The 20,774-nt window shown below is 71.4% G+C and carries 18 protein-coding genes; 6 read left to right on the top strand and 12 right to left on the bottom strand.

The features are described from left to right. Nucleotides 1–32: 32 nt before the first annotated feature. Together ACIB24_RS15790 and ACIB24_RS15795 are read right to left on the bottom strand one after the other, a co-directional pair. A complete protein-coding gene (locus tag ACIB24_RS15790) occupies nucleotides 33–155 on the bottom strand; it encodes a hypothetical protein (protein WP_398282336.1) in 123 nt (40 codons plus the stop codon). 51 nt (nucleotides 156–206) lie between these two features. Next, nucleotides 207–4,091 carry a response regulator gene (locus ACIB24_RS15795; RefSeq protein WP_398282339.1) on the bottom strand — a complete coding sequence of 1,295 codons (3,885 nt, stop codon included), beginning with the start codon at nucleotides 4,089–4,091 and terminating at the stop codon, nucleotides 207–209. 132 nt (nucleotides 4,092–4,223) lie between these two features. Here ACIB24_RS15795 and ACIB24_RS15800 point away from each other — a divergent pair, with 132 nt between their 5' ends. Beyond that, on the top strand, nucleotides 4,224–4,610 hold the full coding sequence (locus ACIB24_RS15800) for a PleD family two-component system response regulator (protein WP_398282342.1): 387 nt from the start codon (nucleotides 4,224–4,226) through the stop codon (nucleotides 4,608–4,610). A gap of 94 nt (nucleotides 4,611–4,704) precedes the next feature. Here the strand turns inward: ACIB24_RS15800 and ACIB24_RS15805 are convergent, their stop codons facing one another. Genes ACIB24_RS15805 through ACIB24_RS15815 form a run of 3 tightly spaced genes read right to left on the bottom strand, consistent with a single transcriptional unit; the run spans nucleotide 4,705 to nucleotide 8,877 of the window. After that, the gene (locus ACIB24_RS15805; protein ID WP_398282344.1) at nucleotides 4,705–6,381 is read right to left on the bottom strand and encodes a VanW family protein; all 1,677 of its coding nucleotides are present in this window, start codon (nucleotides 6,379–6,381) and stop codon (nucleotides 4,705–4,707) included. A 45-nt stretch (nucleotides 6,382–6,426) separates the two neighbouring features. After that, nucleotides 6,427–6,954, bottom strand: coding sequence for a flavin reductase family protein (locus ACIB24_RS15810; RefSeq protein ID WP_398282347.1), 528 nt, complete (start codon nucleotides 6,952–6,954; stop codon nucleotides 6,427–6,429). A 9-nt stretch (nucleotides 6,955–6,963) separates the two neighbouring features. After that, complete coding sequence (locus tag ACIB24_RS15815) at nucleotides 6,964–8,877, bottom strand: AAA family ATPase (RefSeq protein WP_398282349.1); 1,914 nt, start codon at nucleotides 8,875–8,877, stop codon at nucleotides 6,964–6,966. Between the two features lie 253 nt (nucleotides 8,878–9,130). Between ACIB24_RS15815 and ACIB24_RS15820 the strand changes: the two genes are divergently transcribed. Beyond that, the gene (locus ACIB24_RS15820; protein WP_398282351.1) at nucleotides 9,131–10,111 is read left to right on the top strand and encodes a hypothetical protein; all 981 of its coding nucleotides are present in this window, start codon (nucleotides 9,131–9,133) and stop codon (nucleotides 10,109–10,111) included. A 78-nt stretch (nucleotides 10,112–10,189) separates the two neighbouring features. Here ACIB24_RS15820 and ACIB24_RS15825 read toward each other — a convergent pair whose 3' ends face one another. The 6 genes from ACIB24_RS15825 to ACIB24_RS15850 form a co-directional block, all read right to left on the bottom strand. Further along, nucleotides 10,190–10,918: a PIG-L family deacetylase gene (locus ACIB24_RS15825; protein WP_398282353.1), complete on the bottom strand. Its 729-nt coding sequence runs from the start codon at nucleotides 10,916–10,918 to the stop codon at nucleotides 10,190–10,192. After that, nucleotides 10,915–11,892 (bottom strand): ABC transporter permease, encoded by a 978-nt coding sequence (locus tag ACIB24_RS15830; RefSeq protein WP_398282355.1) that lies wholly within the window; start codon nucleotides 11,890–11,892, stop codon nucleotides 10,915–10,917. The genes ACIB24_RS15825 and ACIB24_RS15830 overlap by 4 nt, the downstream gene beginning before the upstream one ends. Beyond that, a complete protein-coding gene (locus ACIB24_RS15835) occupies nucleotides 11,889–13,427 on the bottom strand; it encodes an ABC transporter permease (RefSeq protein ID WP_398282872.1) in 1,539 nt (512 codons plus the stop codon). The genes ACIB24_RS15830 and ACIB24_RS15835 overlap by 4 nt, the downstream gene beginning before the upstream one ends. Nucleotides 13,428–13,460: 33 nt before the next feature. Beyond that, a complete protein-coding gene (locus ACIB24_RS15840) occupies nucleotides 13,461–15,137 on the bottom strand; it encodes an ABC transporter family substrate-binding protein (RefSeq protein WP_398282357.1) in 1,677 nt (558 codons plus the stop codon). A gap of 229 nt (nucleotides 15,138–15,366) precedes the next feature. Then, nucleotides 15,367–17,256, bottom strand: a complete 1,890-nt coding sequence (gene typA, locus ACIB24_RS15845) for a translational GTPase TypA (protein ID WP_398282358.1) — start codon at nucleotides 17,254–17,256, stop codon at nucleotides 15,367–15,369. Nucleotides 17,257–17,295: 39 nt separating this feature from the next. Then, a complete protein-coding gene (locus ACIB24_RS15850) occupies nucleotides 17,296–17,709 on the bottom strand; it encodes a (deoxy)nucleoside triphosphate pyrophosphohydrolase (RefSeq protein ID WP_398282360.1) in 414 nt (137 codons plus the stop codon). Between the two features lie 65 nt (nucleotides 17,710–17,774). On the opposite strand from ACIB24_RS15850, the gene ACIB24_RS15855 reads away from it, so the two are divergent. Continuing rightward, the gene (locus ACIB24_RS15855; RefSeq protein ID WP_398282362.1) at nucleotides 17,775–18,440 is read left to right on the top strand and encodes a 4a-hydroxytetrahydrobiopterin dehydratase; all 666 of its coding nucleotides are present in this window, start codon (nucleotides 17,775–17,777) and stop codon (nucleotides 18,438–18,440) included. A 4-nt stretch (nucleotides 18,441–18,444) separates the two neighbouring features. Continuing rightward, nucleotides 18,445–19,200, top strand: coding sequence for a VIT family protein (locus ACIB24_RS15860; RefSeq protein WP_398282364.1), 756 nt, complete (start codon nucleotides 18,445–18,447; stop codon nucleotides 19,198–19,200). 5 nt (nucleotides 19,201–19,205) lie between these two features. On the opposite strand, the gene ACIB24_RS15865 is transcribed toward ACIB24_RS15860, so the two are convergent. Beyond that, nucleotides 19,206–20,090 (bottom strand): hypothetical protein, encoded by an 885-nt coding sequence (locus tag ACIB24_RS15865; protein WP_398282366.1) that lies wholly within the window; start codon nucleotides 20,088–20,090, stop codon nucleotides 19,206–19,208. Between the two features lie 61 nt (nucleotides 20,091–20,151). On the opposite strand from ACIB24_RS15865, the gene ACIB24_RS15870 reads away from it, so the two are divergent. Beyond that, nucleotides 20,152–20,376: a hypothetical protein gene (locus ACIB24_RS15870; protein ID WP_398282368.1), complete on the top strand. Its 225-nt coding sequence runs from the start codon at nucleotides 20,152–20,154 to the stop codon at nucleotides 20,374–20,376. Between the two features lie 21 nt (nucleotides 20,377–20,397). After that, on the top strand, nucleotides 20,398–20,757 hold the full coding sequence (locus tag ACIB24_RS15875) for a DUF2500 domain-containing protein (protein WP_398282370.1): 360 nt from the start codon (nucleotides 20,398–20,400) through the stop codon (nucleotides 20,755–20,757). Nucleotides 20,758–20,774 lie beyond the last annotated feature (17 nt).

Raw genomic sequence — 20,774 nt, forward strand, 5'->3', positions numbered from 1 at the left:
ATGGAAGAAGGTGTGGCCGCATTCGTCCATGATCACGAGCAGGGGTCCTGGTAGTAGACGGCGTCGTCCTCGAGGTCGGAGAGCATCAGCTCGTCACGACCGCGACGCCACCTGAACAGCCTGTCGAACAGGCCGGGGCGCTCGGGGGTGGACACAGGAGTCATTGCAGCGCTGCGCGTTCCAATTGTCAACTGAACTGGTCCACTTTATGTGGTCAGCATGCCCTGGGTGATCTCGGCGAGCGCCAGCAGGTCCCGGATGACGGCCGGCTCCAGGTGCAGCACCAACGCGGGCAGCGGTTCGACCTCACCGGTCCGGGCCTGGTTCTCGATCGCCCGGGCCGCCCGCGCGATGGTCAGCGCCCCGACGTTGAGAGCGGCCCCGGCCAGGGCGTGCGCGTGCAGGGCCACCGTCGGGGCGTCCCCGCCGGCCACCGCCGCGGCCACGTCGAGCGCCAGCTGCGGCGCCCGGGCGACGAAGGAGTCGGCGATGTCGCGGACCAGGTCCTGCTCCGCGGCCGACGCCCCGCCGAGCAACTCGCTCATCCGCTCGCGGAGCTCGTCGAACAGCTCGTCCGTGGTCACCCCGAGCAGGTTCTCCTCGATCGTCACGGCACCGTCGGCACCGTCGGCCGGGGCGGCCGGGACGATCTCGGCCGCGGGCCGCGGGCCCGGTACCTCGCGCACCGGCGCCGGCGCGGGGACGGCGGTCGCCCGCGGTTCGTCGTCCAGGCCCCAGTCGTCCACCACGTCCTCCAGTACGTCGACATCGGTCACGCCGTCGGTATCGGTCCGCCGCTCGTCCGGCAGCCACCGGGTCAGGGCCTCCTGCAACGCCTGGAACCGGATCGGTTTGGCGATGAAGTCGTTCATCCCGGCCTCCTCGCACCGGCGGCGGTCCTCCTCCATCGTGGCGGCGGTCATGGCCACGATCGGGGTGTGCCGATTGGGCTGGTTCTTCGACTGGCTGCGCAGCGCCCGGGTGGTGGCGTAGCCGTCGAGACGCGGCATCTGGCAGTCCATCAGGATCACGTCGAACTGCATCCGGGCCGCCTCGTGCAACGCCTCGAGACCGTCCTCGGCGACGTCCACGTGGTACCCGAGGCGGCCGAGCATGCCGAGGGCCACCATCCGGTTGATCTCGTTGTCCTCGACCAGCAGGATCCGGACGTCGTCGCGCGGCTCGAGTTCCCGCTTCTGATCGACCCGCGGCAGGACGTCGACCGGGACCGGGACCGTCACCCGGGTCAACGCGTCGAAGACGGCCGACGGCTGCACCGGCCGGGTCAACACGGCCGTGATGCCGAGCCGCTCGCGGTGGGTCTCGAGCCACTCCTGGCGGTCGGGCTCGGCAACCACGACGAACGGCACGGCACCCAGCCCCTCGACCGTGCGCAACTGCCGGACCAGCAGCGGCCCGGACTCGTCGGGCGCCTCGCCGGGAGCCGCGCGGCGCGGCGACGGCAGGAACACGATGGCCAGATCGATCGCGCCGAACGCCGGTCCGGCCCAGGCCAACGCCATCACGGCCTCGTCGGCGCTGGACACCGCGATCGGGCGCATGTTCCAGTCGGCGAGCTGGCGGGAGGTCGCGTCGCGCCCCTCGGCCGACGGGTCGACGATCAGAACCGTCAGGCTCCGGGAATCCGTTCCCGCGGTGACGATCTCGTCGCTCGGCGGGTCGAAGACCAGGGCGGCGCTGAACGTGGTGCCCTCGCCCGGGGCACTGGCCACGGTCAGGACCCCGGACATCAGCTCGGCCAGCCGGCGGCAGATCGACAGGCCCAGCCCGGTGCCCCCGAAGGCCCGGTTGGTGCCCGCGTCCGCCTGGGCGAACGGTTCGAAGATGTGCTCCAGACGGTCGGCGTCGATCCCGATGCCGGAGTCGATCACGTCTAACGTGATCGGGAACCGGTTGCCCGGGCCCGCCCGGCCGGGCATCGCCCGCAGCGTGATGCCGCCCTCGGCGGTGAACTTCACGGCGTTGTGCGCGAGGTTCAGCAGCAGCTGCCGCAGCCGGCCGGGATCGCCGTTGACCACCTGGGGGACGCCCGGATCCACGAGGAGTTCCAGCTCCAGGCCCTTCTCGGACGCCGACTGGGAGACGAGCGTGAGTACCTCGTCGAGGACCTCGCGCGGCGCGAAGTCGACCTGCTCCAGCTGCATCCGCCCGGCCTCGATCTTGGAGAAGTCGAGGATGTCGTTGATCACCGACAGCAGCGCCTCGCCGGCCGCCCGCACGCCGGCGACGTACCGCTTCTGCGTCGAGTCGAGCGGGGTGCCGTTCAGCAGATCGGTGAGGCCGATGACACCGTTCATCGGCGTCCGGATCTCGTGGCTCATGGTGGCCACGAAGTCCGACTTCATCCGCGAGGCGGCGACGGCCTCGTCGCGGGCGGCGGCCAGCGCCGCCTCGAGGTCCTTGTGCCGGGTGATGTCGTGCCCGACGGCGTAGACCAGGCGCCGGTCGAGGTCGGCGGCCATGGTCCACAACAGCGAGCGGGCGTTGTCGGGGGCGTCGAGCGGCACGAACCGGTTCTCGACCGCCAGGACCGTGCCGTCCCGGCTCTTGCGGGCGAACTCGGCCGCCACCCGGCCCGGGTCGTCGAACCGGAAGAACTCGAACCACGAGCGGCCGATCAGTTCACGGGAGCTGCGCTGCAGCAGCGACTCCCAGACCGGGTTGATCTGCACCAACCGGCCCTCGAAGTCGATGACGGCCATGAACTGCTCGGTCAGCTGGAACAGCTGCTCGACCTGGTCCTGGGCGCTGCGCCGTTCGGTGACGTCGCGCAACAGACCGATCAGGCGGCCACCTCGACCGGGCAGCCCGGCGCGGACCTCGAGCTCCAGGATGCGTCGCCGGCCGAGCTCACCGGAGCGCACCTCGATCGATAGCGGTTCGTCCGTGCGGTCCACCTCGGCCAGCAACTGCCGCAGGTCGACCTCACCGGGGACCTCCAGCCGCGAGACCAGATCGGTACCGGCAAGGGCCTCGGGAGTCACCCCGAGCAGGGTCTCGCTGGCCCGCGAGGCCAGTCGGACCGTGCCGTCGACCTCCATCCGGAACAGCATGTCCGCGCTGGTGTCGGCGATCTCGCGCAGCCGCCGGGTGCTCTCCTCGATCCGCCGCGTGGCGCGGTCGCGCTCGCGCCGCTCCCGGTGCCGCAGCCACAGCAGCAGGTTCACGCCCAGGACCACCGCCAGCCCCAGGATCCCGGCCACCAGGTCGAAGAGCCGGGCCGGGCGCATCACGATCGCTTCGGGGATCTCGCTGACCACCTGCCACCGCTGGGCCGGCGACCCGTTCGTGTCGGCCGCCGAGACGGCCCGGATCATGCCGTCCGGCTCGCCGAGCAGGAGGCGCCCGACCTGGGCCCGACGCGGCAGGCTCGCCGTCTCCAGCACCCGGTTACCGCCGTCGGCCACCACGCCACCGGTCTGGTCGACGACGGCCAGGTTGACCCGCTGGGCGTGGCCGTACCCGGAGACCAGGCCCTCGTACCAGGTGAGGTCCTGCTCGACGCTGAGCACCCCGACGGTCCGGTACCCGCTGCGCACCGCCACCGACAAGGCCACCACCGGGGTGCCCGGGGCCGTCACGCTCTCGAAGACCGGCGAGAGGCCGGCCGTCGCAGGGTGCGCGACGGCCTCCTGGAACCAGCTCACGGTGTGGGCGTCGAAGCCGATCGGCAAGACGTGGTCGCTGCTCGCCCGGACCGTGCCGTCGACGTCCAGGATCGCCGCCGATTTCACCACCGTGTCGGACAGCAGCATGCCCCGGACGGCGCGGTCCAGGGTGGCCTGCGCCCCGGCCCGACCGGGGCGCTCCAGGGCCCGCACCAGCGCCGGGTCCTCCCCCAGCCGGCTCAACACCTCGCCGTTCTGGGCGATCTCCTGACGCAGGAACACGGAGGCCAGCTCGGCGGTGTCGACCATTTGCTCGTGCGCCTCACGGCGGACCATCTGGTTGTAGGCGAGCGAGACCCCGCCCACGGCCGCACCCACCGCGACGGTGAACAGCAGCTGGGCGGCGACGAGCCGGCTCCACCGGCCGATCGGGGTGGGGTTCCGGGCAAGGACGCGGGCCACGTCCCCCCATCGGCACGCGATCGCCCCCGATGAAGCCGGGCCCCCCGTCGCATCGGGACTCAAGTCGGGCGGGGAGCCTGCCGAGAAGCCAGGGTCCGACGGTTGACGACGAGGCGAAGGGGGTCAGGCGACATGACACGTGTTCTGGTCGTGGACGACGATCCCGACATGGTGCGGATCGTGACATTCCGACTGCGCGAGCGGGGGCACCGCGTGATCGGGGCCGGTTCCGGCACGGAGGCGCTGGAGATCATGCAGACCAAGGGCGCCCCCGACGTGGTCGTGGCCGACGTCTCCATGCCCGACATGGACGGCCTCGAGCTCGCCCGGCGACTGCGCCAGACCGAGGCGCTCCAGAGCATTCCCGTGATCTTCCTCTCGGCCCGGGTCACCCCCGAGGACATCCAAGCGGGTCACAGCCTCGGCGCCTTGTACCTGACCAAGCCCTTCGTGGCCTCGGCCCTGCTGGCCAAGATCGACGAGGCCACGCGCACCCAGGTCGCCGAGTCCGCCTGGTAGCCCCTCCCCCGTTGATCATGCGCGAACGCAGCAGGCCGGCTTCGTGAGGGCCCTCACCTGGTCGTACGCATGCTGCGTTTGCGCATGATCACTGTCAGGGTTGGGGGCCGCAGACCACCTTGTCCTCGGCGATGTACGTGGTCTTCCACGTCTGCTTGCGCACGTCGCCGGGGTTCGACACCCGGCGCATCGTGCGGGTCACCGTGACGTCGAAGCCCGGGTTGGCGGCCTGCGCCACGCACCCGTCCTTGTCGTCGTAGATCGTCTTGGGCGCCCGCTGGTTCGTGCGATCGCCCTTGGTGGCCGTGACCTTCCAGACCTTGGTGCTCCAGAAGCTGACGTTGACCGTGTCCGTCACGTTCGCCTGGATCAGCACCGCGTACTTGGAGTCGTTGCGCCACTTCATGTCCACCGTCGGGTAGTTCACGGTGGCCTCGCGCCCCTCGGGGTAGCGGGAGATGTAGAACGAGTGCGGCTTGTGGTAGACGTCCTGCAGGCCGGAGAAGAAGACGTTGTTGAAGATCGTGGTGGCCATCTGCGAGACGCCCCCGCCGTAGTCCTTGATCAACCGGCCCCCGAGGATGGCCGGCGCCTCGTTGTACCCCTTCTCCGGCGTGCGCTTGCCGAGAACCCCGTTCAGGCTGAAGGTCTCGCCGGGCAGGACCACCGTGCCGTTCACCGTGCGCGCGGCGATCCGCAGGTTCTCGGTGCGCTTGCTGTCCGCCGTCAGGATCGTCGAGAACGTCGAGATGCGTTCCTTGACCCCCAGCTTGCGCGCCTCGGCGGTGCTGAGTTCCGGCTCCTCGACGGCGGTTTCGACGCTCGCCTTCCGCTCCGGACCGGTCAGGGCCGGGACGACGGACGCCGACAGCGACTTCGGGTCGATCGTCACGCCGTTCACGCCGGGGACGACGACGGGCCGGCCGCCCTGGAGCTTGAAGGTCGCGTCCTTCGGGGCGGTACCGATCTCGGGATCCTGCTTCAGGATCGCGTCACGCAGCACCTCGCCGTCGACCGCGAGCTGCAGGTCGCCCTGCGCGTCGGGCGTCATGGACAGCGCCTTCGTGAAGGCAGCCGGCGCCAGCACCGTCTCGTGCGAGCCGACGGCCAGCGTCAGGGGGCCCGAGACTGCTTTCTCCGCAACGGTTTCCAGCGCCTGCTCCGCGGTCTCACGGGTGATCTTCGGGGCCAGCGGCGCGGTCGGCAACGTGACCGGGTGGGCCGGGCCGAGCCAGGAGGAGCGCAGCACCGACGTCGCGTCCGGGGCCAGGCGCAGACCCGGGGCCCCTTCGACGAGTTTGGCCTTCCCGGCCTTGAACGCGACCCCCGCCTCGGTGGCCGGTTCGAGCACGTCGGCGGCCAGCGGGCGCAGCGCGGTGTCGAGAGCGGCGAACGGCGCCCGGGGCAGCGCCTCGTGCGCGCGGCCCCCCGTGACGTGCGTGACCACCCGGGCCGGGTTGAGCGAGAAGCCGCTGAACTGCCCGGTGGTGGCCTCGGCGTCCAGGCCCAGCCCGGACCTGGCCAGGTCGAGACTCTCGGCTGACTCCCCCACCTTCACCGGCAGGGTTCCCCGCAGTTCGCGGTGGGCGGCGGCGAGCTTGGTCTGGGCCTGCGCCCGGCTGAGGCCGCCGACGTCCAGCCCGGCGACCGTCGTCCCCTTCGGCACCTTGCCTGCGACGGCGAGCGCGGCCGCCCCGTAGGCGACCACCGCCGTCCCGGCGACCGCCCCCGCGATCAACCACACCCGACGGGGGACAGAAACGCTCGGCATGAGCCGAATCCTAAGAGGTGGTTATGAGAGGGGCCTGAGGCCGCTCTACTCGAGGCGCAGGTAGTCGCCCCGGTGATAGACCAGCGCGCCGGGCGCCGGGTCGTACTCGTGCACGCCGACCACCTCCCCCACCACGATGCTGTGGTCGCCCGCCGGGTGCACCGCCCAGGTCCGGCACTCGAGCGTGGCCAGCGAGGCGTCGAGCAGCGCGGTGCCGGTGACCGGGCCGCGGTGGAACGGCACCCGGTCGAGCTGCCCGTGCAGCGGCCGTCCACGGGTGGCCAGCCAGGCGGCGGTCGCCCGGGCCGTGCCGTCGAGCACGCTGACCCCCCAGAACCCGGCGGCCAGCACGGCGTCGTGGAAGCGGGCCTCGGTCTCGACGCTGACCAGGCAGAGCACGGGCTCGAGCGAGACCGACGTGAACGTGTTCACGGTCATCGCGTGATCCTGCTCGCCGGCGCGGGTGGTGATCACGCAGATACCGGTGGCGAACCGGCCGACGGCCCGGCGATAGGCACCGACCTCGACACCGACCTCCGCACCGGCCCCGACCTCGACTCCGTCCTCAGGCACGGCGCCAGACTAAGCGGAGGCCGAGTCCGCCGCCGCGTCAGGGCGGCCGCCCGCGTCGAGCAGGACCCGCTCGATCTCGCGGCCGATCAGCTCGTGCCGCTCCAGCAGCGCGTCGCGCAGGGCTTCGACGAGGTGCCGGTTGGTCGCCAGCAGCGTGCGCACCTGGGCCTTCTGCCGGCCCAGCAACGCCTCGACCTGGGCCCGCGCGTCCTGGTCGCCGAGCACCCGGGACACGATGTCGCCGCCCAGCGCACCGGCCGACCCCGCCGCGAACGACACGAGCGAGTCGTCCATCCCGGCCGAGCCGACCATCTGCGCGGCCACCCCGGTCGCGTAGGCCAGGTCGGAGGCCGGTCCGGTCGACACGTCGCCGAAGAACAGCTCCTCGGCCACCTGGCCGCCGAAGGCGATCTGGATCATGCCCTCCAGCTCGGACCGCGAGCGGGTGTAGACGTCCTCCCGGTCGCCGTGCGCCAACAGGCCGAGCGACCCGGCCCGCTTCACGATGGTCAGGATCTCCAGCCGGCGCTGCGGGGCGACCAGCCAGGCGGTGACCGCGTGACCGGCCTCGTGGGTGGCGATCAACCGCTCCTCGTGCGCCGTGTAGCCCACGGGATGCCCCAGGCCGACCTCGACCACGAGCCGCGCCTGCTCGACGTCGGCCCACGACATCCCCCGCGCCTGCCGCCGGACGGCGTTCACCAGCGCCTCGTCCAGCAGGTGCTCGATCATCACGGGCGAGTACCCCTGCGTGACGCCCGCGAGGGCGTCGCGGTGCTCGACGTCGTCCAGCACCCGCTCGTGCGCCTTGCGCTCGAGGAAGAAGTCGATCAGCTCGCGCCGGGCCGCCTTGTCGGGCAGCTCGAAGCCGAGGCGCCGGTCGAACCGGCCGGGGCGCAGCAGGGCCGGGTCGAGCGCTTCGGCGCGGTTGGTCGCGGCGATCACCAGGACGTCGGGGCTCACCGGGCGCGGTTTCGGGATCCGCCGGTTCGCGGGCAGCACCGTGTTGACGGTCTCGACCGCCCAGCCGCGCAGGCGTTCGCCCAGGGTGGGGGTGTCGAACGACTGCATCTGCACGAGCAGCTCGTTCACCACGCCACCGACGCCCTCGGTGCTCACCGCGTTCTGGACGACCGGCCGGGACGCCGCGCTCGTCGTCCCGGCACTGAGCCCTTCGAGCCCGCCGCAGGCGAGGGTCGTCGGAGTGCTGGCGAACGCCGGACCGCCCATCCCGCCGCGGGTGGTGGCGATCGCGTCGATCTCCTCGATGAAGGCGATCGCACCACCCTCCGCACGAGCCGCCTTGCGCAGGGCGTTGAAGTACGAACGGATCTTGCGCGCGGTCGCGCCGTAGTACATCGACTGGAACGACGTGGCGCTGACGAACAGGAACGGGACGCCCGCCTCCGCCGCCATCGCCTTGGCCATGTACGTCTTGCCGGTGCCGGGCGGGCCCTCGAACAACAGGCCGCGGCGGGGGCGGCCGCCCATCTCGTGCCGGAACGTGCGACCGGCCAGGAACAGGTCGATCGTGCGGCGGACCTCGTCGGTGACCGGGCCGAGGCCCTTCACGTCGTCGAGCGTCACGTCGAGCTGCTCGGGGCGGAACGTCAGGTGCGGCGAGCGGCCGGCGAACCAGCTGGTGCCGAGCAGCACGACCAGCATCACGCCGAAGAAGATGCCGGTCATCAGGTACAGCGGGTCGACGTACGGCAGCTGGGGTCGCGGCAGCGGCAGCCCTTGGGCGACCCGGTACCAGAGGTAGGCGTTGACCAGCAGGCCGAACAACGCGATGCGGCGCAGCCGGGCCTGGCGGCGGACCTCGCGGGCCTCCGCCACGGTGCGGACCCTCAGCGGGCCACCGGCGCCGGTGGGCAGGGCGACGTCGTTGAGCATGGCGTCCACGCGGAAGTCTGGCTGCACCCGACCAGCACACCTCTCGCGGCTGAGCTGTGTTTCCCCGTCACGCTCCGTCCACCCCGTCGGCGGCACCCACTTGGACGTGCCTCTGACGAGGAGTTGCACGTCGTGACTCTGAGTCGTCGGGGCTTCCTTTCGATCGTCGACGAGGCGATCTCAGGTGCCATTTCCAGCTGAGATCGCCTCGTCGACGAACGAAGGCGGGTTATCCACAGGCACATCAGAGGGACGCCCTGGATGGCGCAAGGATTTCCCCGTGCGCAGTGACGAATTGCAGGCGCGAATCGCCGCGCTGGCCGAGGCGCAGGCCGGCGTCGTCACACGCCGCCAGCTCATCGGGCTCGGAATGTCCGGTACTCAGGCCCGCAACGACGTGGTCACCGAGCGATGGCGCGCTCTTCTGCGGGGCGTCTACGTGACGTTCACGGGGCCGATCCCACCGATCACCCGGACCTGGGCGGCCGTGCTGTATTCCGGAAACGGCGCCGCCGCCAGCCATGGGACGGCCCTCTGGTTGGCCGGAATGCACGCGGAACCTCCACCGACGGTTCACGTCTCGATACCCAACGATCGTCAGCTACGAACCCCAGCCTGGATGACTGTCCATCGGCGCCGCGGCCTGGAGCCGCTCGTACACACCCGCGGCGGCCTGCCGATCACCCGGTTCGAAGAGGCGGTGCTGGACGCGTGCGACGCCTGTCACGACGTTCAGGCCGTGATCACCACGGTCTTCGCCGCGCTCCAACGTCGGCTGACGACACCCGCACGGTTGCGGGCCGCCCTCGAGCGACGGCTGCGCATCAGGTGGCGGGTCGTGATGGCCGGCCTGCTCGCCGACGCCGAGGCAGGCGTCGTATCCGAGCTCGAAAGGCGTTATCTCATCGACGTGGAACGTCGACACGGCCTCCCGGTCGGCGAGCGCAACGAGCCCGAGAAGGACGCGCTCGGTCGCTCGGTCTACCGGGACGTGCGCTATCGCCCCTGGAACACGCTGGTCGAGCTGGACGGCCGCGATGCTCATCCGGGTGAGTTCCGCGCACGGGACCGACGGCGGGACAACCTGGCCACCATCGCTCGCGAGACGACGCTCAGGCTCGGGTGGCCCGAGGTGGTCGGTACACCGTGCCTGAGCGCTCTCCAGGTCTGCCAGATCCTCCGGGCGCACGGGTGGAACGGTTGGGGCACCCCCTGCGGACCGACATGCGACTTGTCTTCCCTCGTCATGACCCTCACCTGAAGCACCGGCGCGCGCATCGACGAGGCAATCTCGAATGCCATAGCCAGCCGAAACCGCCTCGTAAACGACTGGCACGGGTCACAGCAGGGGGCCGGGGACGGGGGTGCCCCGGACCAGGCGGTAGTGCTCGACGGCGCTCAGGGGGTGTGGGACGGCGTTGCTCAGCGCGAAGGTCTGCTCGTCGTCGGCCACGGTGACCTGGGTGGCGTGGGCCCGCAGCGCGGCGACCTTGGCGGCCACGAACGCCGTCCCGTCGACGCTCGTCGTGGCGCGGGCCTCGTCGACGATCCAGTACACGCGGGGCACCGGTACGAGCTCGACCGCCCGCATGGTCACGTGATGCGCGCGCACGTGGTCGGGGTGGCCGTACCCGCCGACCGGGTCGTACGTGACGACGGCGTCGGGCTCGGCGTCGCGCAGCACGGCGGCCAGCCGCAGGGCGGCCGCCTCGAGGTCGGCCAGTGCGAAGGCGCCGTCGGGCGGCGAGGGCACCGGGACGACGGAACCGTCCGCGGCGTAGGCCATCCCGGAGTCGACGTACAGGGGCGGGCGGTCACCGTCGAGGAACCGGTGGTCGCGCACCCCCAGGGCGGCCAGAGCTGCGTGCAGCTCCCCCACCCGCCAGGCGCCGAGCTCGGGCGAGCCGAACAGGTGGGCCAGCTCGGGCGGGATCACCTCGCCCTGCTCACCGCGCGTGCACGTCACCACCGTCACGCCGGCGCCGGCCGCGGCGTGCAGCGCGAGAGTCGCACCCTGGGTGATGGTCTCGTCGTCCGGGTGCGCATGCACCACCAGCAACCCACTCACCTGATCTCCTTCCGGGCCGCGCCCGCGCGGCCGGATCTCGGGTCGAACGCGTCGCGCAGGCCGTCGCCCACGAAGTTGACGGACAGCGTGATCGCCACGATGAACAGGCCCGGCCACCAGAACAGCCAGGGCCGGGTCTGCGAGGCGTCCTGGTACACGCTGACCAGCTGGCCCAGCGAGGTGTCCGGTGGTCTGACCCCGAGACCCAGGAAGCTGAGCGTGGTTTCGAGGAGGATGGCCGTCGCCGTGATCAGGGTCGCGTTGACCACCACGGTACCCACCGTGTTCGGGAGCAGCTCACGGGTCATGATCCGGGCGGGCGAGGCGCCCAGCCCGACGGCCGCCAGCACGAACTCCTGCTCCCGCAGGGAGAGGATCTCGGCCCGCAGCATCCGGGCCAGCTGGTACCACTGCAGCAGGCCGAGGGCCAGGGCGAGGGCGAAGACGCCCCGACCGGCCACGCTGCGGGCGAGCACGGCACCGATGACGAACAGGGGGACGGTCAGGACGACGTCGGTCAGGCGCATCAGGACCGTCTCCACCCAGCCGCGGAAGTAGCCGGCCACGACCCCGACCAGCACCCCCAGCGCGGTGGACAGGGCGCCGACGGTGAAGGCGATCACCAGACTCTGCTGGGTGCCGCGCATGGTCAGGGCGAAATAGTCCGCGCCCGTGTTGGACTGGCCGAACGGGTGCGGGCCGAACGCGAACCAGTCACCGTCCAGGAACGGGGGCAGCACGTCCAGGGACATCCGTCCGCGGTCGACCACCAGCCCCGTCGAGGAGTAGTCGAGCCCCCACCAGCCGGGCACCGGTCCGAAGCCGATCGAACTGAAGGCCAGCAGCACCACCCCGGCCAGCACGACCAGCCCGGCGAGGGCGGCGCGGTGCCGGAAGAACCTGCGCCGCACCAGGTATGCCGACCCCCGCAACGCCACCGGCTGGACGGCGCCGGCCGGCCCGAGCGCGCTCACAGCCGCACCCTCGGGTCGAGGTAGGCGTACGCGATGTCGGCCACCGTGGTGAAGGCCACCACGGCGACCGCCGTGACCAGGTAGAAGGCCATCACCTGGTTCGGGTCGGGCAGCGCCAGCCCCTCGACGAAGAACGCCCCCATCCCCCGCCACCCGAAGACGGTCTCGGTGATGACCGCCCCACCGATCAGGGTCCCCAGGTCGAGCGCCAGCACGGTCGTGACCGGGATCAGCGCGCTGCGCAGCGCGTGCCGGACGACGACCGCCCGCTCGCTCAGTCCGATCGCCCGGGCCGTGCGCACGTAGTCCTGGTCCAGGACGTCGAGCAGCCCGGCGCGGGCGAACCGGCTGTACCCGGCGAACGAGACCAGCATGAGCGCGACCGTCGGCAGCAGCAGGTGCGTGGCGTCGTCCAGGAACGTCTCCCAGAAGTCGCCCGCGAAATTGGGTGTGCCGGAACCGATCGTGGCCACGAGCCGGCCGTTCACCAGGCGGGAGTAGGCGGGTACGGCCGCGAACACGTGGTCGGTGAAGACCCACAGCGCGGTCATCGAGGCGGTCAGGACGCAGGCCCGCACCGCCCGGGCCCGATCCGCAGCACCGGCCACCCACCCGATCGCGGCCCCCACGGCCCAGGCTGCGACCAGCAACAGGAAGAGCGTGAACCAACTCGGGTCGCGCAGCACCGGGCCCAGGCCGAACTGCACCAGTCCCCCGACCGCCGCCGTGGCCAGGCAGGCGTACAGCAGGCGACCGCGCCGCAAGCCGTCGAACAGCACCGCCGCCCCGGCCGCGGAGGCCAGGGCCAGCAGCAGGACCACCCCGGCGCCGAGGCCGGGCCGACGGAACCACTCCACCGCCGAGAGGTACTGCAGCACGGCCAGACTCGACCCGAACGCGACGCCGCGCACGACCCATCGTCGGCGCCGGGCGTCGTCCCGGCGCCCCACCAGCAGGGCGCTCCAGGTGAGCGCCGAGACCGCGCTCAGGACGAGGCTGGTCGGCAGCCCGATGTGCGGTTCGACCAGCCAGTCGTTGAACTCCACGGCCAGGAACTGCTTCAGCAGCACCGCCACCCAGAACACCGGCAACGAGAAGAACAGGAACGCGGCGAAGGTGACCGCGTGGTCGACCCCCGAGTACTGGCGCAACGCCGACACCACGCCGGCGGCGACCCCCAGGACCGCGGCGAGCACGGCCGCGACGAGCACCAGCCGGACGGTCGAGCCCAGCGCCAGACGCAGGAGGGCCAGCACGTCCTGCCCGTCGGCGGTGCGGCCCAGGTCGCACGCCCGGCCGGGCAGCACACACCCGCTCGCCCGCCACAGCCATCCGGCCCAGCGCTCCAGCAGCGGCTGGTCGAGGTGCATCACCTGGATGCGTTCGGCGATCTTCGCGTCGCGCTGGGCGGACCGGTCGGTGTAGAGCGGGGTCAACGGGTTGCCCGCGCGGGCCACCAGGAAGTAGACGAGCAGGGTCGAGGCGAGCAGGGTGAAGACGGATACGACGAACCGGCGCGCGACGAACGCCAGCATGTACACCCGTCTACCGTCCCACCGCGCGTGGGCTCAGCCCGCCAGGCTCCACCGGTCGGCGTTCCAGGTCAGGCCGTTGTTACTGGCGTTGAACTGCACGCCCTGCACGTTCTTGGCCACGGCGAGGACGCCGGGGAAGGCGAACAGCGGGATGGTCGCCAGGTCCTTCCAGAGCTGGGTCTCGATCTTCTGCTGCAGGGCCAGCTGCTGCCTCTCGTCCAGCGTGCCGTTGAGCTGCTTCAGCCAGGCCGTGACCTCGGCGTTGTCGTAGCCGGTGAAGTTCGTCCCGCCGTCCGCGGCGTAGATCGACTGGTTCTGGCTGACCAGCGCCGTGCCCGACCAGGCGAAGAGCGCCACGTCGAAGTCGCCCTTGGTCATGTGGTCGAAGAAGTCGGGCGCGCCGCCGTCCTTGATGGTGAAACCGGCCTTGGCGCAGGAGTCCCGGATCAGGTCGACCTCGGAGGCCCGGCGCGGGTTGGGCGTCTGGTAGCCGATGGTCACCTTGAGGCCGGTGCGGCCCGCGTCGGCGAGCAGCTTCTTCGCCCCCGGGATATCGACCGTGTCGTAAGCCTGCCCACCGGTGGCCGCGAGCGTGGCGTAGCCCTTCTGGAAGGGCAGCAGCTGCCGGGACTCCAGGACCTGGGCCTGCGGGTTCAACGGCTTGATCAGGTTGTCGACGATCGTCTGCCGGGGAATGCACTTCGCGAACGCCTCGCGCACCGCCGCGTCCTTGAACATCCGGGTGTAGTTCACGTCCAGGTGTTCCCAGTCGAGCCGGTCGTTCGTCGTGACGGTCGCCGAGGCGCCGAGTTTGTCGAGCTGGCCGAGCAGTTCGGGGTTCGGCTGCGGGTCCATCACCTGGATCTCGCCGTTCTGCAACGCCTGCGCCTGCTGGTCCTGCTGGATGAACCGGATCACGATGTTCTTGGCCTGGGGCGGCGTGCCCCACCACTTCGGGTTGGCGGTCAACGTGATCGACTGCCCGGCCTCCCAGGCCGAGACCTCGTAGGGGCCGGCCGACGGCGAGACCGCGGCGTCGTACTGGCCGGGCTTGAAGACCCAGCCGGAGAACCAGAACGAGGCCACCTTCTTGATCTTCGCCTCGTCGTCGGCCTTCAGGGCCGCGATCAGGTCGGGGACGCCGGACTCGCGTTCCACGACGTGCGCGGGCAGCACCTCCCCGTCGCCGAACAGGGAGTTCCAGTCGGCGAACGGGGTGTTGAAGACGACCGTGAACGACTTGTCCCCCGGGTTGCACTGCGGCATGCGGGCCAGGTCGTACCCGGCGTTGCCGTTGGCCTGGAACGCCGGCCACTTCCCGCTCTGCGCGGCCCAGGTCAGGACGAAGTCGGAGCACTCGATCGGCGCCCCGTCGGACCACACGGCCTTCGGGTCGACCGTGTACTTCACGGTCAGCGGGTTGTCCGACACCTTGGTGAAGGTGCCGAACTCGTCGTCCGGTGCGACCTCACCCTGCGGGCTGTAGTAGTAGAAGCCGCGCAGCACCTGGTTCAGCACGACGGCGTTGCCCACGGAGGACTGCTCCGACGTGTTGTTGTTGTAGGACTGGAACTCCTGCTCGTGCGCGTACGTGACGGTGACCGGGGCGGTGCTGGCGGCGGGTTCACCCCCGGACTCGCTGCTGGTGCAGGCGCTGAGCGCGAGCACCGCCGCGACGAGCACACTCAGGCCGGTGCGGGGGCTCCTCACGCTGCATCCTCCTGGGGATCGACTTGGGGATCGAGACTGCCGGTACCCGAGTGGCTGAACCGGCTGTCCCCATCGACTCCGTCGTCGACCGCAGTCGCCCCGAGCGGGAAACAGCAAAGCGGTGCGCCACCTCTCGGCGCAAGCCGGTTCCCGTGGTGTTACGGAGATGCAATGCGCCCCGCGGGAACCGCGGGGCGCATCGAGGTGGGTGCTTGGCGGGTGCGGGAGATCAGCCCCGCTTGGCCCGCGCGGCCGCCTTGGCCCGGTCGACCTGAGCGAGCTCGACCTTCCGGATCCGGACGGCGACCGGCGTGACCTCCACGCACTCGTCGTCCCGGCAGAACTCGAGCGACTGCTCCAGCGAGAGCTTGCGCGGCGGGATGAGCCGCTCGAACTCGTCCGAGGTGGACGAGCGCATGTTGGTGAGCTTCTTCTCCTTGGTGATGTTCACGTCCATGTCGTCCGAGCGGGAGTTCTCGCCGACGATCATGCCCTCGTACACGGTCTGCGTCGGCTCGACGAACAGCGTGCCGCGCTCCTGCAGGTTGGTGATCGCGAAGGCCGTCACGGCGCCGGCCCGGTCGGCGACCAGCGAACCCGACGGGCGGGTCTTGATCTCGCCGGCCCACGGCTCGTAGCCCTCGAACGTGGCGTGCGCGATGCCGGTACCGCGGGTGTCGGTGAGGAACTCGGTGCGGAACCCGATCAGGCCGCGCGACGGAACCAGGAACTCCATCCGCACCCAGCCGGTGCCGTGGTTCACCATCTGCTCCATCCGGCCCTTGCGGACGGCGAGCAGCTGGGTGACCGCGCCGAGGTACTCCTCGGGCGCGTCGATGGTGAGGCGCTCGAACGGCTCGTGCAGCTTGCCGTCCACCTGCCGGGTGACCACCTGCGGCTTGCCGACGGTCAGCTCGAACTGCTCGCGGCGCATGGTCTCGACGAGGATGGCCAGCGCCAGCTCGCCACGGCCCTGGACCTCCCACGTGTCCGGACGCTCGGTGGGCAGCACCCGGATCGAGACGTTACCGATCAGCTCCCGGTCGAGCCGGTCCTTGATCAGGCGCGCGGTGACCTTGGTGCCCTTGACCGTCTTGCCGGCCAGGGGCGAGGAGTTCGCGCCGATCGTCATGGAGATGGCCGGCTCGTCGACCGTGATCAGCGGCAGCGGGTGCGGGTCCTCCGGGTCGGCCAGGGTCTCGCCGATGGTGATGTCCGGGATGCCGGCCACGGCGATGATGTCGCCCGGCCCGGCCTCCTCGGCGGGCAGCCGCTCGAGGGCCTTGGTGACCAGCAGCTCGGTGATCTTCACCCGCTGGATCGACCCGTCGCTGCGACACCAGGCGACCTGCTGGCCCTTGGTGATCGTGCCGGAGTGCACGCGGCACAGCGCGAGCCGGCCCAGGAACGGCGAGGCGTCGAGGTTCGTGACGTGCGCCTGCAGCGGCATCTTGTCGTCGTAGGACGGCGCCGGGACGGCGTCCATGATCGTCTGGAATAGCGGCTCGAGGTTCTCGCTGTCAGGCAGCTCGCCGTCGGCCGGACGGGTCAGGGAGGCCCGGCCCGCCTTCGCCGAGGCGTAGACGATCGGGAAGTCGAGGACGGTGTCCGGGTCGACCCCGGTGCCGTCGACCAGGTCCATGAACAGCTCGTAGGCCTCGTCGACGACCTCGGCGATCCGGGCGTCGGGCCGGTCGACCTTGTTCACCACCAGGATGACGGGCAGGTGCGCCTGCAGCGCCTTGCGCAGCACGAACCGGGTCTGCGGCAGCGGGCCCTCGGAGGCGTCGACCAGCAGGGCGATGCCGTCGACCATGGACAGCCCGCGCTCCACCTCACCGCCGAAGTCGGCGTGGCCGGGGGTGTCGATGATGTTGAAGGTCACCCCGCCCTCGGGCGCCCCCGCCCCCTGCCACCGCACGGCCGTGTTCTTGGCCAGGATGGTGATGCCCTTCTCACGCTCCAGGTCGTTGCTGTCCATGGCGCGCTCGTCGACGTGCTGGTGCTCGCCGAAGGAGCCGGTCTGCCAGAGCATGGCGTCCACGAGGGTGGTCTTGCCGTGGTCGACGTGGGCGACGATCGCGACGTTGCGCAGGTCGTCGCGGGTGCGGGTAGGCATGGCTGATCTTCCGGAAGAAGGGGTGGGAACGCCTACAGTCTAGTGGCGGTTGAGCAGTGCCCGGACGATCGGGATGTCCGCGGGCAGCCAGGAGACGTCCAGCCACTCCCCCGGGCCGAGCACGCGGACGTCGTCGTGGTCCTCGATCGGCGCCGGGACGCCGTCGGTCACCCGGGCCAGCCAGACCCGCATCCGGTAGCCGGAGGCCATCGGCCACATGGCGTCCACGGGCCCGACCAGTTCCTCGCCGAGCTCGATCTTCACGCCCAGCTCCTCGGCGATCTCCCGGTGCAGGGCGTCCACGGGGGCCTCGCCGGGTTCGACCTTGCCGCCGGGCAACTCCCAGCCGCCGGCCAGCCGCGGCGGTTCGGTCCGGCGGGCGGCCAGCAGGGTGTTCGGGGAGGTCAGGTCGTCGACGATCGCGGCGCCGACCACGAGCTGGGGCTCGGTCACGGATCACGAGCGTGCCACACGCGCCCGCGTTTGCCCGCGGCGCATCGCCGGGCCACGGTGGACGCATGCCTGATCAGACACCCGAACGGCTCAACGGCGAACAGGTGACGGCCGCGCTGACCGGGCTCCCCGGCGTCCACCGGGGCGGGGTGGACGAGATCCGGCTCCAGGTCGAGGCGCCGTCCTTCCCGGCCGCCCTCGAGCTCGTGGCCGCCGTCGGGGCGACGGCGGAGAGGCTGAACCACCATCCCGACATCGACATCCGCTGGCGCACGGTCACGTTCACGCTCGCGACCCACTCGGCGGGCGGCGTCACGACCCTCGACCTGGACCTGGCCCGCCGCATCGTGGACGCCGCGGGCGCGGCGGGGGCGACCGTCGTCCCCCCGCCCGGGCGGGTCGAGATCGCACTGGACGTCGTCGAGCAGGCTGCGGTGCAGGAGTTCTGGCGCGTCGGGCTCGGGTACGTGGTGGCCGAGCTCACCGACGGGGACGTCGAACTGCACCATCCGAGCGGCCAGGGCCCGGTCCTGTGGTTCCAGACCATGGACCCACCGCGCACGGAGCGCGGCCGGTTCCACCTCGACGTCCACGTGACGGCCGACGAGGCCCCCGGGCGGGTGGCCGCCGTCGTGGCGGCCGGAGGACGGCTCGTGACCGACGAGTTCGCCCCGCGGTGGTGGGTTCTCGCCGATCCGGAGGGCAATGAGCTGTGCGTCTGCGTGCCCTGACACCATGGGCCCCGTGAGCGACACATCGACCGGATCCCCCGAGGCCGGGGAGAACGCCGAGCACCGCGGCGAGCAGCACCACGGGGACGTCGGCGGCCGGCTGAACTGGCTGCGCGCCGGGGTGCTGGGCGCCAACGACGGCATCGTCTCGACCGCCGGCCTCGTGATGGGCGTGGCGGGTGCGACGAGCGACCGGACGACCATCTTCACGGCCGGAGCGGCCGGCCTCGTGGCGGGCGCCCTCTCGATGGCCGGGGGCGAGTACGTGTCGGTGAGCACCCAGCGCGACACCGAGCAGGCCCTGCTGGAGAAGGAACGCTGGGAGCTGAAGCACCTCCCGGAGCAGGAGCTCGAGGAGCTGGCCGAGCTCTACGAGGAGCGCGGTCTCACCCCCGAGCTGGCGCGTGAGGTGGCCCGTCAGCTGACCGACAAGGACGCGCTGTCGGCGCACGCCGAGGTCGAGCTCGGCATCGACCCCGACGCGCTGACCAGCCCCTGGCAGGCGGCGTGGGCCTCGCTGGTGTCGTTCACCGTCGGGGCGCTGCTGCCGCTGATCGTCATCCTGCTGCCGCCGCCGTCGGTGCGGGCCTGGCTGTGCGTGGGCGCCGTCGCCGTGGCCCTGGCGATCACCGGCGCGACCAGTGCCTGGCTCGGGTCGGCGCACCGGCGGCCCGCCGTCGTCCGCAATGTGGCCGTCGGCCTGCTGGCCATGGGTGTGACCTACTTCGTCGGTACGCTCGTGGGCGGCGCCACGGGCTGAGGGCGCTAGCCGACCACCGGGCCGCTCGGCGGCGCCAGACCGCCGGGCGCCGAGAGCAGGGCGGTCCGCGCCTGCTTCGCCTTGCTGCGCTTGACCAACCCCACGATCAGCGTGATCAGCCCTGCCCAGAAGAGCACGAAGCTCAGGAACCCGAGGCCCACCGCGGCGGCTATGGACCCCGCCGAGTCCTTCATCAGACCGGTCAACGAAGGCGCGACGACGAAACGCGCCGGTTCCCCGACGGACTGTGCGGACACCGAGTAGGCACCGGGTGCCGTCACCGTGAACCGGGCCACCCCCACGAAGCGCGTGCCGTTGCGGTCGAGCGTCTCGGTGCCCGATCCGGGCTCGCGGATCTTCAGGACGCGGCCGCCCGCCCCCGCGACCGTCACGTCGAGCACCGGTCCGGTCGCGACGTTCTCGAAGCCCGTGTCGTCGAACGAGGGGTCGTCGAACGAGGGGTCGTCGAACGGGTCGCCGGACGTCGAATCGGAGAAGTCGCCACCGACTCTCTCCTGGTAGACGGTGTATTCACCCGCCCGCAGGGTCAGCGTCCGGTCCACCGGGGTGGTCAGCACCGGAGTGGTCAACGCCTCTTTGAGCGGCCCCACGAACGACCGGACGCCCACGACGCCGGCCGTGACGCCGGCCACGACCGAGATCAGGAGCAGCACGAGCCCGACCACGACCGCGGTGCGGCCGGGATTGCCGACGACCGGCACGGGCGCGCCGTACTGCGGCCCGTACTGCGGCTGCGGCCCTTGCTGGGGCTGGCCGTAGGGCTGGGGCTGGCCGTAGGGCTGGGGCTGCCCGTAGGGCTGGGGCTGCCCGTAGGGCTGGGGCTGCCCGTAGGGCGGCTGCTGCGGCACCTGACCCCCGGGTTCACTCATGGGGCCAAGGTAGCGACATCGCCCCGAACCGGTCCGCGCTTCATACAGCACAATCGTGGGCATGGCGAAACGCTGGCGGCCGGCCCCCAACCAGGGTCTGCTCAGTTGTCCGGCGCACGGCAAGTCCGTGTACCGGACGCAGGGCGCGGCCCTGGCCGCGGCGCGCGACGTCGAGGTGCGTGAGGGCCTGGAACCGGGCGCCATGAGCTACTACGCCTGCCCCGAGTCGAAGGGCTGGCACATCGGGCACCGCTCGATCCGGGACCGGCTCGACCGCAGCCGCTGAGCCGGCACCTGAGTCCGGATCATGCGAGAGGTGGCCCTGGTCGGCCTGGTGATCGCCGTCGTGGCCGGCTCCCTGATCCTCGTGGTCGGCTCGTTCGGCGTCCTCGTCGAGGGGCTGGTCCAGTGGCACCGCAACAACCGGTCGTCCCCCGTCACCTCGCCGGCCACGCTGGTGGCCAAGCATCAGGAGGGGAGCGACCCCCGCCCGCTCGGCACGCTGTACTACCTGACCTTCCGGTTCGACTCCGGCGACGAGGTGGAGACCCTGGTCGCCGAGTCGGTGTGGCGGCGGCTCACCGTCGGCGACCGGGGGCGGCTCACCCTGCGCGGCACCCGGTACTGGGCCTTCGACCGCTCGACCGGACATCCCGGGCCCCGGTGAGCCTGTGCCCCTGAGAG

This window comes from Spongisporangium articulatum (assembly GCF_044465595.1).
GTDB classification, from domain to species: domain Bacteria; phylum Actinomycetota; class Actinomycetes; order Actinomycetales; family Kineosporiaceae; genus Spongisporangium; species Spongisporangium articulatum.